This is a genomic window from Pseudomonas cremoricolorata DSM 17059 = NBRC 16634, from assembly GCF_000425745.1.
Taxonomy (GTDB): Bacteria; Pseudomonadota; Gammaproteobacteria; order Pseudomonadales; family Pseudomonadaceae; genus Aquipseudomonas; species Aquipseudomonas cremoricolorata.
In genome coordinates, this window is record NZ_AUEA01000013.1 from 1 (window position 1) to 14,019 (window position 14,019).

A 14,019-nucleotide genomic window follows, 5' to 3' on the forward strand; every position below is an offset into this window, starting at 1 on the left:
GAATTTCTTGACGACCATAGAGCATTGGAACCACCTGATCCCATCCCGAACTCAGCAGTGAAACGATGCATCGCCGATGGTAGTGTGGGGTTTCCCCATGTGAGAGTAGGTCATCGTCAAGATTCATTTCGCAAAACCCCTATCTGCGCAAGCAGGTAGGGGTTTTGTCTTTTCTGGCACTATAGCGAGGTGCCTGAATGCTGGGGAGCCATCTCCCATATCCGAGGTCGGATCACTAGACTACAGCCGACGTACTTCTGCAGAAGCCAACCATGTCCGAATCCGTTGATCAGCCTGTGCTGAGCGAAATGCCGCTGGACACGCTCATCGCCTGTCACGAATGTGACCTGCTGATGCACAAGCCTGTGCTGCGCAAAGACGAGAAGGCCCAGTGCCCACGCTGCGGCTACGAGCTGTATGCCCAACGTCACAACGTCGTCAACCGCAGCCTGGCGTTGGTGCTGACCGCGCTGTTACTGTTCGTTCCGGCGAATTTTTTACCCATCATGAAGCTGCATCTGCTCGGGCAAACGTCCGAGGACACGGTGTGGAGCGGCGTATTGGGCCTTTACGACTCCGAGATGCGCGGCATCGCCGTGGTGGTGTTTCTGTGCAGCATGGCCATCCCGCTGCTCAAGTTGACCTGCCAGTTGGCCGTGCTGCTCAGCATTCGACTGAACGTCGGTCGCAGCTACGGTCTGTTCATCTACCGCATCTACCACCATGTACGTGACTGGGGAATGCTGGAGGTTTATCTGATGGGTGTTCTGGTGGCTATCGTCAAGCTGGTCGACATGGCTCAGTTGACCATCGGATTGGGTCTTGTGTGCTTTGTCGGATTGTTGCTGGTACAGGTGTGGTTGGAGGTCGTGATGTCACCCCATCAAATATGGGTCGCGCTGTCTGGGGAGGATGTACATGCGGGCGATTGATGCAGGAATCGTCGTCTGCAATGAATGCCATGAACTCAATCGCATTCCGGCACAAGGGCGCCTGGGCCATTGCAGGCGCTGTGGTGCGATACTGCATGAGCGGCGGCCCAATAGCATCACGCGCACCTGGGCGTTGCTCTTCGCGGCGATGATTCTCTATATCCCGGCCAACGTCCTGCCCATCATGACGGTGAGCAGTCTGGGCAAAGGCACGCCGGATACGATCATGTCAGGGGTCATTACCCTCATGCAGCACGGCATGTTGCCTATCGCTGCGGTGGTGTTCGTGGCCAGTATTCTGGTGCCGACGTTCAAGTTGATCGGCATTGCCTTGTTGTTGTACTCGGTTCAGCGCCATCAACCACTTTCGGCGCGGCAGAGAATCTGGATGTATCGCTTCATCGAATTCATCGGGCGCTGGTCGATGCTGGATATTTTCGTCATCGCCATTCTCGTGGCAGTGGTGAATTTCGGTCGTATTGCCAGTGTCGAAGCCAATCTGGGCGCTGTCGCCTTTGCCAGCGTGGTGATTCTGACCATGTTTGCAGCGTTAACTTTCGATCCCCGTCTGATCTGGGATAACACGGAGTCGGATGACGACCATGAGTGATTTGCCTACGGCTAAAACCCGCCCCGCTTCAAATTGGTCGGCTATCTGGATTCTTCCGCTCATTGCCCTGTTCATCGGCGGCTGGTTGGCCTTTCAGGCTTATCGCGACGCCGGTGTGGAAATCGAGGTGCGCTTCAAGACGGGTGAGGGGATCGTCGCCAACAAGACCGAGGTCATCTACAAAGGGATGTCGGTCGGTAAGGTCAAATCCCTGGTGCTGGATGACGAGGGGCGCAATACCGGCGTCATCGCTACCATCGAAATGAACAAGGCTGCGCAGGATCACCTCACCACCGGCACGCGTTTCTGGTTGGTCAAGCCGAGTGTTTCGCTGGCGGGTATCTCGGGCCTGGAAACCCTGGTGTCGGGTAACTACATTGCCATCGACCCTGGCAAGGGCGAGCCGGTCAAGCGCTTCACCGCGCTGTCGGAGGCGCCGCCGTTATCGGACAACGAGCCTGGTTTGCACCTCACGCTCAAGGCCGAGCGGCTTGGCTCGCTCAATCGCGACAGCCCGGTGTTCTACAAGCAGATCCAGGTCGGCCGGGTGAAGAGCTACCGCCTCCTGGAAGACCAGGACATGGTCGAGATCAAGATCTTCATCCAGCCTGCGTACGCCAATCTGGTGCGTAAACACACGCGCTTCTGGAATGCCAGTGGGGTGAGCATCAATGCCGACTTGTCGGGGGTCAAAGTACGCACCGAGTCGTTGGCCAGTATCGTTTCCGGCGGGATTGCGTTCGCCACCCCTGAGCATCGCAAGGACAGCCCTCCCACCGATCCAAGTCTGCCGTTCCGCCTGTATGAAGACTTCGATGCCGCTCAGGCTGGTATTCGCATCAAGCTCAAGCTGACGGACTTCGAAGGGCTACAGGCCGGACGTACGCCGGTGATGTACAAAGGTATCCAGGTCGGCTCGCTGAAGACATTGAAGATCGAGGAAGACCTCACCAGCGCTACCGCAGAACTCACCATGGACCCGCTGGCTGAAGACTTCCTGGTTTCCGGCACCCAGTTCTGGGTGGTCAAGCCATCGATTTCCCTGGCGGGAATCACCGGGCTCGAGGCGCTGGTAAAAGGTAACTACATTGCCATTCGTCCTGGTGAGAAGGGCTCTGCACCTACCCGGGAGTTCGAAGCGCGGGCCAAGGCGCCGCCGCTCGATCTGAAGGCGCCAGGCCTGCACCTGGTGCTGTTCGCCGATACCCTGGGTTCGGTCGAGGTGGGCAGTCCGGTGATGTACCGTCAGGTCAAGGTGGGCAACGTGCAGAGCTATCAGTTCGCTCGCGACAGCAAGCGCATCCTGATTGGTGTGCACATCGAGAAGGAATACCAGAACCTGGTCAATGGCTCGACGCGCTTCTGGAATTCCAGCGGGATCACGCTGACCGGTGGGCTTTCAGGTATCAAGATTCAGAGTGAATCACTGCAGACGCTGATGGCAGGTGGCATCACCTTCGACACGCCGCAAGCGAACGTGCCACTGAAGCGGCATATTCCCCGCTTCCGCCTGCACGAGAATCAGGAGGCAGCGAACCGTGCTGGCACCCTGATCACCATTCGCGTCGAGCGTGCCGATGGCCTCAAGCCGGGTACGCCCATTCGCTTCCGTGGCCTGGAAGTGGGCAGCGTCGAGAGCGTCGACCTCACCGCAGACTTGCAGGCTGTGCTGCTGCGCGCACGCATCAACGAAGTGCCGGAGCGGATCGCGCGCGTCGGCACGCAGTTCTGGGTGGTCAAGCCGGCGTTCGGCCTGGCACGTACCGAGAACCTCGACACGCTGGTGGGCGGTCAGTATCTGGAGGTCAAGCCCGCGGCCAAGGTGCAGGCGCCGCAGCGTGATTTCATTGCGCTGGCCGAAGCGCCTGAGGTCAAGGAGACCGAAGTTGGCTTGCCGCTGACCCTTAGCGCCGCTAGGCGCGGGTCGATCAAGCCGGGGGTGCCGGTCACCTACCGTGAGGTCAAGGTCGGTAAGGTCACCAGTTACGAGTTGGGGCAGAGCGCAGATCGTGTACTGATTCACGTGCTGATCGAGCCACGTTATGCCGGCCTGGTTCGTGGTGGCAGCCGATTCTGGAACAGCAGTGGCTTTGGCTTCGACTGGGGGCTGATCAAAGGTGCCACGTTGCGCACCGAGTCGGTAGAGACCCTGATCGATGGCGGTATCGCCTTCGCTACCCCGGAGGGGGAGCAAATGGGCAACCCGGCGCGGCCGAACCAGACCTTCGCGCTCTTCGACAAAGCCGAAGACCCGTGGCTTGAGTGGGCACCGAAGATTCCACTGGCCAAGTAGACCCGCAGCCTGCTACCCGGCCATCACGCCGGGTAGCGAACAGGGGCTGAATCGCAGGCAACAAAAAACCGACCCTGAGGTCGGTTTTTTATGAACAAGTGCTTAGCTTAGGCAGCAGCAGCTTCTTTCAGCGCCTTGATGTGCGCGTTCAGACGGCCTTTGTGGCGAGCAGCTTTGTTCTTGTGGATGATGCCTTTATCGGCCATACGGTCGATAACTGGCACAGCCAGGGTGTAAGCCGATTGTGCTTTTTCGGCATCTTTTGCGTCGATGGCCTTAACTACGTTTTTGATGTAGGTACGGACCATGGAACGCAGGCTGGCGTTGTGGCTGCGACGCTTCTCAGCCTGCTTTGCACGTTTCTTGGCGGAAGGTGAGTTGGCCACCGTCGAGCTCCTCGAAAGACTTTTGGATAAATGACAAGCAAATAAGGCCGCGAATCATGCCGATGAGTTCATCGGTTGTCAAGGCCATATGCAGGGTCCCGCTGAGTGGCAGCAGTGCTGGAAGGAGTGGATTCCATTCTGCGCCGCGACCTGTAAACTCGGGAAATTTGGCTCCCCCTGCAGCGAGCGCGGGAGTATCGCATATTCGAGCGTCGACTGGCAGCGCTCCTCGTCCCCTGGCGTAAAACTTTTCCATGAATCTGCTCCGATCCCTGGCTGCGGTCAGCTCCATCACCATGATTTCCCGTGTGCTGGGCTTCATTCGCGACACCATCCTGGCGCGCATCTTTGGCGCAGGCGTTGCGACGGACGCCTTTTTCATCGCCTTCAAGCTGCCCAACCTGCTGCGCCGGATCTTCGCCGAGGGTGCTTTCTCGCAAGCCTTCGTGCCGATTCTTGCCGAATACAAGACCCAGCAAGGCGAGGAAGCCACCCGCACCTTCATTGCCTATGTCAGTGGCCTGCTGACGCTGGTGCTGGCATTGGTGACCGCCGTAGGCATACTCGCCGCGCCCTGGGTGGTGTGGGTGACGGCGCCGGGCTTCGTCGACAGCAGCGAAAAATACGAACTGACCAGCGCGCTGCTGCGGGTGACCTTTCCTTATATATTGCTGATCTCGTTGTCGTCCCTGGCCGGCGCGATCCTCAACACCTGGAACCGCTTTTCCGTCCCAGCGTTCACCCCGACCTTGCTCAACGTCGCGATGATCGGCTTCGCCGTCTTCCTCACGCCGTATTTCGATCCGCCGATCATGGCCCTTGCGTGGGGCGTGCTGGCCGGTGGCCTGGCGCAGTTGCTCTATCAACTGCCGGCCCTCAAACGCATCGGTATGCTCGTGCTGCCACGCCTGAATGTGCGCGACGCCGGTGTGTGGCGTGTGCTGAAACAGATGTTGCCGGCGATTCTGGGTGTATCGGTGAGTCAGATTTCTCTGATCATCAACACGATTTTTGCTTCGTTTCTGGTCGCAGGTTCCGTGTCGTGGATGTACTACGCCGACCGCCTGATGGAGCTGCCGTCCGGTGTGCTGGGCGTGGCGCTCGGCACCATCCTGCTGCCGACGCTGGCCAAGACCTACGCCAACCGCGATCGTCAGGAGTACTCGCGGATTCTCGACTGGGGCCTGCGCCTGTGTTTCCTGCTGGTGTTGCCGTGCACGCTGGCCCTGGCCATCCTGGCCGAGCCACTGACCGTCGCGCTGTTCCAGTACGGCAAGTTCACCGCCTTCGATGCGGCCATGACCCAGCGCGCGCTCATGGCCTATTCGGTCGGGCTGCTGGCGATCATCCTGGTCAAGGTGCTGGCTCCCGGCTTCTATGCCCAGCAGAACATTCGCACGCCGGTGAAGATCGCCATCTTCACGCTGATCTCAACGCAGTTGCTGAACCTGGCTCTGGTGGGGCCACTGCAGCATGCAGGCCTTGCCCTGGCGATCAGCATCGGCGCTTGCCTGAACGCGGGTCTGCTGTACTGGCGCCTGCGCAGCCAGCAGTTGTTCCAGCCGCAGCCGGGCTGGCCGATGTTCCTGCTCAAACTGGTGGCGGCGGTGCTGTTGATGAGCGCCGTGCTGATCGGTGGCATGCAGCTGATGCCGGCCTGGGCCGAGGGCAACATGGCTGAGCGGTTCATGCGTCTGGGGACGCTGATTGTGGCCGGTGTGGTGAGCTATTTCGGCTGCCTGCTACTGTGTGGCATACGTCCGCGGCACTTTGCACGCAAAGCCTTGCACTGACGCTCGCGCAGGTCAGGCATCGGATTTTCATCGTCAATGCCACCTGCGGGTGCTGCTGTCTGTCACCAGCGTCCGGGTGTGGTTATAATCGACCACTTTATGAGCAAGAAGCGCGCTATGCAGCTGGTTCGAGGTCTTCACAACCTTCGCCCCGAGCACCGGGGCTGTGTCGCCACCATTGGCAACTTCGACGGGGTTCACCGTGGCCACCAGGCTATCCTGGGGCGTTTGCGTGAGCGTGGTCAGGCGCTGGGTCTGCCGACCTGCGTGGTGATCTTCGAGCCGCAGCCGCGTGAGTACTTCGCCCCCGACACGGCCCCGGCCCGCCTGGCGCGGCTGCGCGACAAGATCGAGCTGCTGCAGGCCGAAGGCGTCGATCAGGTGCTGTGCCTGGCGTTCAACCAGCAGCTCAGCGCGCTCAGCGCCAGCGAGTTCGTCGACGTGATCATGGTCAAGGGGCTGGATGTGCGTCACCTGGAAGTGGGGGACGATTTCCGCTTTGGCTGCGACCGCGCGGGGGATTTCGCTTTCCTCAGTGACATGGGCCGCCAGCACGGTTTCACCGTCGAAGCCGCGCAAACCGTGGTGCAAGACGGCCTGCGCGTCAGCAGCACGCAGGTTCGCAAGGCGCTGGCCGAGGCCGACTTCGAACTCGCCGCTGATCTGCTCGGCCGCCCCTATCGTATTTGCGGGCGGGTGCTGCATGGCCAGAAACTGGCGCGCCAGTTGGGCACGCCCACGGCCAACATCCAGCTCAAGCGCCGCCACGTGCCGCTGTCGGGGGTCTACCTGACCAGTGCCGAGATCGACGGCAAGCGCTGGCCGGGCATCGCCAACATCGGCGTACGCCCAAGTGTCGCCGGCGACGGCCGACCACACCTGGAAATCCATCTGCTGGATTTTGCCGGTGATCTCTACGACCGGCGCCTGGCTGTGCAATTTCACCACAAGCTGCGCGAAGAGCAGCGTTTCGCCTCGCTCGAGGCGCTCAAGTCGGCGATCGACGCGGACATCGCCGCCGCACGTGCCCACTGGCACGCTCAACCGCTAACCAAGAGCCTGAAATGACCGACTACAAAGCCACGCTAAACCTACCGGACACCGCCTTCCCCATGAAGGCCGGCCTGCCTCAGCGCGAACCGCAGATTCTGCAGCGCTGGGACAGCATTGGCCTGTACGGGAAGCTGCGCGAGATTGGCAAGGATCGTCCGAAGTTCGTCCTGCACGACGGTCCGCCCTACGCCAACGGCAAGATTCACATCGGTCATGCGCTGAACAAGATCCTCAAGGACATGATCATCCGCTCCAAGACCTTGTCCGGCTTCGACGCGCCGTACGTGCCCGGCTGGGACTGCCATGGTCTGCCCATCGAGCACAAGGTCGAGGTCACCCACGGCAAGCACCTGACCGCTGATCAGACCCGCGAGCTGTGCCGTGCCTACGCTGCCGAGCAGATCGAAGGGCAGAAGAGTGAGTTCATTCGCCTGGGCGTGCTGGGTGACTGGGACAACCCCTACAAGACCATGAACTTCGCCAACGAGGCCGGCGAGATCCGCGCCCTGGCGGAAATGGTCAAGCAGGGCTTCGTGTTCAAGGGCCTCAAGCCTGTGAACTGGTGCTTCGATTGCGGTTCGGCACTGGCCGAGGCCGAGGTCGAATACGCCGACAAGACCTCGCAGACCCTCGATGTCGCCTTCCCGATTTCCGATGCCGACAGCGCCAAGCTGGCCGCCGCTTTTGGCCTGGCCGAGCTGAGCAAGCCTGCGGCCATGGTGATCTGGACCACCACCCCGTGGACCATCCCGGCTAACCAGGGCCTGAGCGTGCATGCCGAGTTCAGCTATGCGCTGGTCGATATCGGTGACCGCCTGCTGGTGCTGGCCGAAGAGCTGGTGCCCGCGTGTCTGCAGCGTTATGGCCGTGAAGGCCAGGTCATCGCCACCACCACCGGCGCTGCGCTTGAACTGATCAACTTCCGTCACCCGTTCTACGATCGCCTGTCGCCGGTGTACCTGGCCGACTACGTCGAGCTGGGCGCCGGTACCGGCATCGTCCACACCTCGCCATCGTATGGCGAAGACGACTTCGTCACCTGCAAGCGTTATGGCATGCACAACGACGAAATCCTCGCCCCGGTGCAGAGCAACGGCGTGTACGTGCCTGACCTGGAGTTCTTCGGCGGTCAGTTCATCTTCAAGGTCGGGCCGGCGATCATCGACAAGCTGCGTGAAGTCGATGCGCTGATGCACACCGAAAACATCAAGCACAGCTACATGCACTGCTGGCGCCACAAGACGCCGCTGATCTACCGCGCCACCGCGCAGTGGTTCGTCGGCATGGACCGCCAGCCGCACAACGGCGAGCCGCTGCGCGCCCGCGCGCTCAAGGCCGTCGAAGAAACCAAGTTCGTCCCGGCCTGGGGTCAGGCGCGGTTGCACGCGATGATCGCCAACCGCCCGGATTGGTGCATCTCGCGCCAGCGTAACTGGGGCGTGCCGATTCCGTTCTTCCTCAACCGCCAGACCGGCGAGTTGCACCCGCGCACCGTCGAGCTGATGGAAGAGGTTGCCCAGCGTGTCGAGCAGCAAGGCATCGAAGCCTGGTTCAAGCTCGACAGCGCCGAGCTGCTGGGTGAGGAAGCCGATCAGTACGAGAAGATCGCCGACACCCTGGATGTGTGGTTCGACTCCGGTACCACCCACTGGCACGTGCTGCGTGGCTCCCACGACATCGGCCATGCCACAGGCCCGCGTGCGGACCTTTACCTGGAAGGCTCCGACCAGCACCGCGGCTGGTTCCACTCTTCCTTGCTGACCGGTTGCGCCATCGACGGCCACGCGCCGTACCGCGAGCTGCTGACCCACGGTTTCACCGTGGACGAGAACGGCCGCAAGATGTCCAAGTCGCTGGGCAACACCATCGAGCCGGACAAGGTCAACAACACCCTGGGCGCCGACATCATGCGTCTGTGGGTATCGGCGACCGACTATTCCGGTGAAATGGCGGTCTCCGACCAGATTCTCCAGCGCAGCGCCGATGCCTACCGGCGGATTCGCAACACTGCGCGCTTCCTGCTTTCCAACCTGTCCGGCTTCGACCCGGCGCGCGACCTGCTGCAACCCGAGCAGATGATCGCCCTCGACCGCTGGGCGGTGGACCGCACCTTGCTGCTGCAACGCGAGTTGCAGGAGCACTACGGCGAGTACCGCTTCTGGAACGTCTACTCCAAGGTGCACAACTTCTGTGTCCAGGAGCTGGGCGGCTTCTACCTCGACATCATCAAGGATCGTCAGTACACCACTGGCGCCAACAGCGTTGCGCGTCGCTCGTGCCAGACCGCGCTGTATCACATCAGCGAGGCGCTGGTGCGCTGGATCGCACCGATCCTGGCGTTCACCGCAGACGAGCTGTGGCAGTACCTGCCGGGTGAGCGCAACGAATCGGTGATGCTCAACACCTGGTACGAAGGCCTGGCCGAGTTGCCTGAAGGCTTCGAGCTCGATCGTGCGTACTGGGATCGCGTCATGGCGGTCAAGGCGGCGGTCAACAAGGAGTTGGAGAACCAGCGTGCGGCCAAGGTCATCGGCGGCAACCTGCAGGCTGAAGTGACCTTGTTCGCCGCAGATGACCTGAGCGCCGACCTGCACAAGCTGGGTGATGAACTGCGCTTCGTGCTGATCACCTCGGCAGCCAGCGTGCTGCCGCTGGCCGACGCACCGGCCGAAGCCGTCGCCACCGAAGTGGAAGGGCTGAAACTGAGTGTGGTCAAGTCTGGCCATGCCAAGTGCGGTCGTTGCTGGCACTTCCGCGCCGATGTCGGCAGCCATCCGGAGCACCCGGAAATCTGCGCGCGTTGCGTCGATAACCTGAGCGGTAACGGCGAGGTGCGCCACTATGCCTAACCCTTCGGTGGGGCGCTTCGGGCGCCTTTCCTGGCTGTGGCTCAGCCTGGTGGTCCTGGTCCTCGACCAGGCCACCAAGCTGTACTTCGACGGCAACCTGAGCATGTACCAGCAGATCGTGGTCATTCCCGACTACTTCAGCTGGACCCTGGCCTACAACACTGGCGCCGCCTTCAGCTTCCTCGCCGATGGCGCGGGCTGGCAGCGCTGGCTGTTCGCCCTGATCGCTATCGTGGTCAGCACCGTGCTGGTGGTTTGGCTCAAGCGCCTGGGGCGCAACGAGACCTGGCTGGCCGTGGCGCTGGCGCTGGTGCTCGGAGGTGCGCTGGGCAACCTGTACGACCGTATCGTGCTCGGCCATGTGGTCGACTTCATCCTGGTGCACTGGCAGAACCGCCACTACTTCCCGGCCTTCAATCTCGCCGACAGCGCCATTTGCGTGGGCGCGGTGATGCTGGCGCTGGATATGTTCAAGAGCAAGAAGTCCGAGGAGCCGGTCAATGACTGATACCCGCATCGCCCAGAACACGGAAGTTACCTTGCACTTCGCTTTGCATCTGGAAAACGGCGATACCGTCGACAGTACATTCGACAAGTCGCCGGCCACCTTCAAGGTCGGCGATGGCAGCCTGCTGCCGGGCTTCGAAACCGCCCTGTTCGGGTTCAAGGCCGGTGACCGTCGCAACCTGTCGATTGCCCCGGAACATGCGTTCGGCCAGCCCAATCCGCAGAATGTGCAGGTCATGCCGCGCTCGCAGTTCAGTGACATGGAGCTGTCCGAAGGACTGCTGGTGATCTTCAACGACGCCGCCAACGCCGAGTTGCCAGGTGTCGTCAAAGCCTTCGATGAAGAGCAGGTCACCATCGACTTCAATCACCCACTGGCTGGCAAGACCTTGAGCTTCGAGGTGGAGATCCTCGAGGTGAAGGCGCTGTAAGCCTGGAGCCGAGCATGCAAATCAAACTCGCCAACCCCCGTGGTTTCTGTGCCGGGGTCGATCGGGCGATCGAGATCGTCAACCGTGCCCTGGAAGTCTTCGGCCCGCCTATCTATGTGCGCCATGAAGTGGTGCACAACAAGTTCGTCGTCGAAGACCTGCGCAACCGTGGCGCAGTATTCGTCGAGGAACTGGACCAGGTCCCGGACAACGTCATCGTCATCTTCAGCGCCCACGGTGTTTCACAGGCGGTGCGTCAGGAGGCCGAAGGCCGTGGACTGAAGGTGTTCGACGCCACTTGCCCGCTGGTGACCAAGGTGCATATCGAGGTCGCCAAGTACAGCCGTGACGGTCGCGAATGCATCCTCATCGGGCATGCGGGTCACCCTGAGGTGGAAGGCACCATGGGCCAGTACGACGCCAGCAATGGCGGTTCGATCTATCTGGTGGAAGATGAAGACGACGTCGCCCGCCTGCAGGTGCGCGACCCCGAGCATCTGGCCTTCGTCACCCAGACGACGCTTTCGATGGACGACACCAGCCGGGTCATCGACGCCCTGCGCACGCGTTTCCCGCAGATCGGCGGACCGCGCAAGGACGACATTTGCTACGCCACGCAGAATCGCCAGGATGCGGTCAAGCAATTGGCCGATGAAAGCGATGTGGTGCTGGTGGTGGGCAGCCCGAACAGCTCCAACTCCAACCGTCTGCGCGAACTGGCCGAGCGCATGGGCACCCCGGCGTTCCTCATCGACGGCGCCGAAGACCTGCAGCAAGCCTGGTTCGAGGGTGTCGAGCGGATCGGCATCACGGCCGGGGCTTCGGCACCCGAGGTGCTGGTGCGCGGTGTGATCGACCAGCTCAAGGCCTGGGGTGCCACCGATGCAGCCGAGCTCGATGGCCGCGCCGAGAACGTCACCTTCTCGATGCCCAAGGAACTGCGGGTTCGTTCACTGCTGTAAGGGGCCTGCGGCACACAGGGGCGTGCTCACAGCCCCTGTGTCCAGCCTGATTCTGCCGCTACTGGCGATCATCACCTGATGTTCGCTGCGCGCGCCCCGGCACAGGTGCAGAGTCGCGGCGTAGAACGCCTCGCCGGGCTTGAGTGGGATGCCCAAGGCGCTGAATCTCACCTGCTTGCCGCCGTTGCTGAAAATCCTCAAGGGTCGTGACAGCCTGCGTTCTTGCAGCAACTGTCCATCGCCCACCCGCAGCGTCTGCCAGCCCTTTCCCCAGTCCCCCTCGAGCGCTTCCAGCAGCATCGACTCGTCGTGCAGCACGGCGTAGTTGCGCGCGTGACGCAGGGCCTGGGCAAGGTCCCGGGCGGCAATGCTCAGTTGCAGGTCTTCTCTGAGTTGCCCGTAGGCCGTTACGCCAAGCAGTGCCAGTCCGGTCGCGATAGCCAGTGCCAGCGACAGTTGAATCAGTGTTGCGCCTTGTTGCTTCATCGTGCATTTCTCCCAAGTCGTGCTTTTCTTCAGCATCGCGACGTGTTGAGGCGCCGTCAGTCGGGCGCGGCGACCGCGTGCAGAGGGAAATGTCTCCGGAGGAAGCAGGGATGCGGGCAGGGCAATGCGGCATGACGCTGCTTGAAGTCATCGTGGGCCTCGGCGTGTTGGCCGCCGGGGTGTTGAGCGCCACCGCGCTACAGTTGCACGCGTTACAGGCCACCGATGATTCGCGCCGGCACACGGCAGCGGTGTGGCTGGCGCAAGGGGTGATGGAGTGGAGCCGGGCGGCCGGCCCGCTCTCCGCCAGTCAGCAAGCGCTCTGGCAGGCACGGCTGAAGGCAGAGCTGGATGAGCAGGCGCAGGGCCATATCGTGCAGGGTGAGCGGGCGCCGCGGGTCACGCTGGGCTGGCCGCGGCGGCAAATGGCTGAACAGGCCTGGGTTCGCCTTAACGACGAAGCCTTGCCATGAGCGCTCGGCAACGGGGGTTCGGTTTGCTCGAGGTGCTGCTGGCCGTGGCGCTCGGCGCAATCTTGCTTGCCGGCGTGAGCCAAGTGTTCGCGGCGGTGTATCAGGGGTGGCGCTGGCAGGGGGCGGCCTTGCAGATGCAGGGCGATGCGCGACTCGCGCTCAAGCGCATGGCCGAGGATATTCGCATGGCCGGGATGTTTGGCTGTTTGCAGCTCGATGAGGATGATTTTGCCAGTGCAAGCGCAGCCCAGGCATTTGCAGCGCCGGTGCAAATAGCGGCAGGGCAGTTGAGTCTGGTCGTTGCGGAACTGCCGGGGCACAGCGGCGCCGCTGACTGGACGCTGCTCACCGATTGCCAATCCAAGGCAAGGGTGGAGGAAGGCCGTGCGCGCGGCGAAGCAGGTCGCATGGCCATACCCATCAGTCGGCTGGTCTACCGACTCTCTGGTACCCGTCTGCTGCTGGAGCGGGGGGGCAGCCGACAACCTTTGCTCGAGGATGTGCAGGCCTTGCGTGTCAGGCAACTAGAGCATGGGCGAATCGAGATCGAGCTTGAGCTGCACCAGGCGGCCCATGCACTGACGCAGCATCACCGGCTCAGCGTCGCCCTGCGCAATGGGGCCTTGACGCCATGAGCCGGCAGCGCGGTGTGGTGTTGTTGATCAGCCTGCTCCTGAGCCTGCTGCTGGCCTTGCTTGCCGCCTCGGCATTGCACGACGCGCTTAACGATACCCGCCAGGCCGAGTACCTGCTCAAGGGCGTGCAAGCTTTTGAACAGGCCGAAGCGACGCTGCTGCAAGCGGCAAGCCAGTTGCCTGTTGCCGTGGCCGTCTGTAAAGGCTGCCCGCCGCCGATACGGCCCCATGCACTACAAGGTCAGTGGCAATCGGCTGCCAATGGCTTCTACCAGATACAGAACCTTGGCACGACCGAGCGTGCCAGGCACAGAGCACGGGGGGAGCCTGTGAGTCTGTTCAGAATTACTGCGGTGAGTGCGCAGTCGCAGTCGCGGCAGGTGATCGAAGGGGTCTATGCCGTGGCTGAAGGCGAGTGGCAGGTGCCGCAGCGCATCCTCTGGCGCCAGCGCTCGCGAGAGGAATGATCGGCAGTCAGCTCAAGTGGGAGGCAGTGGTTGCGCGGCGTGGCGGTGAGCGGCATTCTTGCGGCCATTGCCTGCCCCAGCTCCCCAGACACCCTGCGCCGCATGGCACGCAGGTGGTCGTCGCCCGCTGGGCAACCTGTAG

14 protein-coding genes and 1 rRNA gene are annotated in these 14,019 nt (G+C 62.0%); 13 read left to right on the forward strand and 2 right to left on the reverse strand.

Annotated features, from left to right (window positions below; translation table 11 throughout):
* Window positions 1-6: 6 nt before the first annotated feature.
* From rrf to H618_RS0115360, 4 genes are all read left to right on the forward strand, one after another.
* Window positions 7-122: ribosomal RNA gene (gene rrf, locus H618_RS0115345) — 5S ribosomal RNA — on the forward strand.
* Window positions 123-272: 150 nt separating this feature from the next.
* Window positions 273-932 carry a paraquat-inducible protein A gene (locus H618_RS0115350; protein WP_028695912.1) on the forward strand — a complete coding sequence of 220 codons (660 nt, stop codon included), beginning with the start codon at window positions 273-275 and terminating at the stop codon, window positions 930-932.
* Entirely contained in the window at window positions 919-1,542 is a 624-nt protein-coding gene (locus H618_RS0115355; RefSeq protein ID WP_028695913.1) for a paraquat-inducible protein A, read from the forward strand. Before H618_RS0115350 ends, H618_RS0115355 begins: the two co-directional genes overlap by 14 nt.
* Window positions 1,535-3,835, forward strand: a complete 2,301-nt coding sequence (locus H618_RS0115360; RefSeq protein ID WP_028695914.1) for a PqiB family protein — start codon at window positions 1,535-1,537, stop codon at window positions 3,833-3,835. Before H618_RS0115355 ends, H618_RS0115360 begins: the two co-directional genes overlap by 8 nt.
* A 107-nt stretch (window positions 3,836-3,942) precedes the next feature.
* On the opposite strand, the gene rpsT is transcribed toward H618_RS0115360, so the two are convergent.
* Window positions 3,943-4,221, reverse strand: a complete 279-nt coding sequence (gene rpsT / locus H618_RS0115365; protein ID WP_028695915.1) for a 30S ribosomal protein S20 — start codon at window positions 4,219-4,221, stop codon at window positions 3,943-3,945.
* A 254-nt stretch (window positions 4,222-4,475) separates the two neighbouring features.
* Between rpsT and murJ the strand changes: the two genes are divergently transcribed.
* The 6 genes from murJ (at window position 4,476) to ispH (ending at window position 11,816) form a co-directional block, all read left to right on the forward strand.
* A complete protein-coding gene (gene murJ / locus H618_RS0115370) occupies window positions 4,476-6,014 on the forward strand; it encodes a murein biosynthesis integral membrane protein MurJ (protein ID WP_028695916.1) in 1,539 nt (512 codons plus the stop codon).
* A gap of 117 nt (window positions 6,015-6,131) precedes the next feature.
* Window positions 6,132-7,082 (forward strand): bifunctional riboflavin kinase/FAD synthetase, encoded by a 951-nt coding sequence (ribF, locus tag H618_RS0115375; RefSeq protein WP_028695917.1) that lies wholly within the window; start codon window positions 6,132-6,134, stop codon window positions 7,080-7,082.
* Window positions 7,079-9,916, forward strand: a complete 2,838-nt coding sequence (gene ileS, locus H618_RS0115380) for an isoleucine--tRNA ligase (RefSeq protein WP_028695918.1) — start codon at window positions 7,079-7,081, stop codon at window positions 9,914-9,916. The genes ribF and ileS overlap by 4 nt, the downstream gene beginning before the upstream one ends.
* On the forward strand, window positions 9,909-10,424 hold the full coding sequence (gene lspA, locus H618_RS0115385) for a signal peptidase II (RefSeq protein WP_028695919.1): 516 nt from the start codon (window positions 9,909-9,911) through the stop codon (window positions 10,422-10,424). Before ileS ends, lspA begins: the two co-directional genes overlap by 8 nt.
* Window positions 10,417-10,854 (forward strand): FKBP-type peptidyl-prolyl cis-trans isomerase, encoded by a 438-nt coding sequence (gene fkpB, locus H618_RS0115390; protein WP_028695920.1) that lies wholly within the window; start codon window positions 10,417-10,419, stop codon window positions 10,852-10,854. The genes lspA and fkpB overlap by 8 nt, the downstream gene beginning before the upstream one ends.
* Before the next feature lie 14 nt (window positions 10,855-10,868).
* Window positions 10,869-11,816, forward strand: a complete 948-nt coding sequence (gene ispH / locus H618_RS0115395; protein ID WP_028695921.1) for a 4-hydroxy-3-methylbut-2-enyl diphosphate reductase — start codon at window positions 10,869-10,871, stop codon at window positions 11,814-11,816.
* On the opposite strand, the gene H618_RS0115400 is transcribed toward ispH, so the two are convergent.
* Complete coding sequence (locus H618_RS0115400) at window positions 11,805-12,338, reverse strand: GspH/FimT family pseudopilin (RefSeq protein ID WP_342663840.1); 534 nt, start codon at window positions 12,336-12,338, stop codon at window positions 11,805-11,807. The genes ispH and H618_RS0115400 overlap by 12 nt on opposite strands.
* A 95-nt stretch (window positions 12,339-12,433) precedes the next feature.
* On the opposite strand from H618_RS0115400, the gene H618_RS23215 reads away from it, so the two are divergent.
* From H618_RS23215 to H618_RS0115415, 3 genes are read left to right on the forward strand one after another with little or no spacing between them, the layout of a single operon-like run.
* Complete coding sequence (locus H618_RS23215; RefSeq protein WP_245586786.1) at window positions 12,434-12,775, forward strand: type IV pilus modification PilV family protein; 342 nt, start codon at window positions 12,434-12,436, stop codon at window positions 12,773-12,775.
* Window positions 12,772-13,410: a PilW family protein gene (locus tag H618_RS0115410; protein WP_028695923.1), complete on the forward strand. Its 639-nt coding sequence runs from the start codon at window positions 12,772-12,774 to the stop codon at window positions 13,408-13,410. Before H618_RS23215 ends, H618_RS0115410 begins: the two co-directional genes overlap by 4 nt.
* Window positions 13,407-13,877 carry a hypothetical protein gene (locus H618_RS0115415; protein ID WP_028695924.1) on the forward strand — a complete coding sequence of 157 codons (471 nt, stop codon included), beginning with the start codon at window positions 13,407-13,409 and terminating at the stop codon, window positions 13,875-13,877. The genes H618_RS0115410 and H618_RS0115415 overlap by 4 nt, the downstream gene beginning before the upstream one ends.
* Window positions 13,878-14,019: the final 142 nt, after the last annotated feature.

Excerpts from the sequence above, each read along its gene's own strand:
- ribF (WP_028695917.1), top strand. The coding sequence starts at position 6,132 with ATGCAGCTGGTTCGAGGTCTTCACAACCTTCGCCCCGAGCACCGGGGC.
- ispH (WP_028695921.1), top strand. The coding sequence starts at position 10,869 with ATGCAAATCAAACTCGCCAACCCCCGTGGTTTCTGTGCCGGGGTCGAT.
- H618_RS0115355 (WP_028695913.1), top strand. The coding sequence starts at position 919 with ATGCGGGCGATTGATGCAGGAATCGTCGTCTGCAATGAATGCCATGAA.
- H618_RS0115400 (WP_342663840.1), bottom strand. The coding sequence starts at position 12,338 with ATGCTGAAGAAAAGCACGACTTGGGAGAAATGCACGATGAAGCAACAA.
- H618_RS0115415 (WP_028695924.1), top strand. The coding sequence starts at position 13,407 with ATGAGCCGGCAGCGCGGTGTGGTGTTGTTGATCAGCCTGCTCCTGAGC.
- fkpB (WP_028695920.1), top strand. The coding sequence starts at position 10,417 with ATGACTGATACCCGCATCGCCCAGAACACGGAAGTTACCTTGCACTTC.
- H618_RS0115350 (WP_028695912.1), top strand. The coding sequence starts at position 273 with ATGTCCGAATCCGTTGATCAGCCTGTGCTGAGCGAAATGCCGCTGGAC.
- lspA (WP_028695919.1), top strand. The coding sequence starts at position 9,909 with ATGCCTAACCCTTCGGTGGGGCGCTTCGGGCGCCTTTCCTGGCTGTGG.
- ileS (WP_028695918.1), top strand. The coding sequence starts at position 7,079 with ATGACCGACTACAAAGCCACGCTAAACCTACCGGACACCGCCTTCCCC.
- H618_RS23215 (WP_245586786.1), top strand. The coding sequence starts at position 12,434 with ATGACGCTGCTTGAAGTCATCGTGGGCCTCGGCGTGTTGGCCGCCGGG.
- H618_RS0115360 (WP_028695914.1), top strand. The coding sequence starts at position 1,535 with ATGAGTGATTTGCCTACGGCTAAAACCCGCCCCGCTTCAAATTGGTCG.
- H618_RS0115410 (WP_028695923.1), top strand. The coding sequence starts at position 12,772 with ATGAGCGCTCGGCAACGGGGGTTCGGTTTGCTCGAGGTGCTGCTGGCC.
- murJ (WP_028695916.1), top strand. The coding sequence starts at position 4,476 with ATGAATCTGCTCCGATCCCTGGCTGCGGTCAGCTCCATCACCATGATT.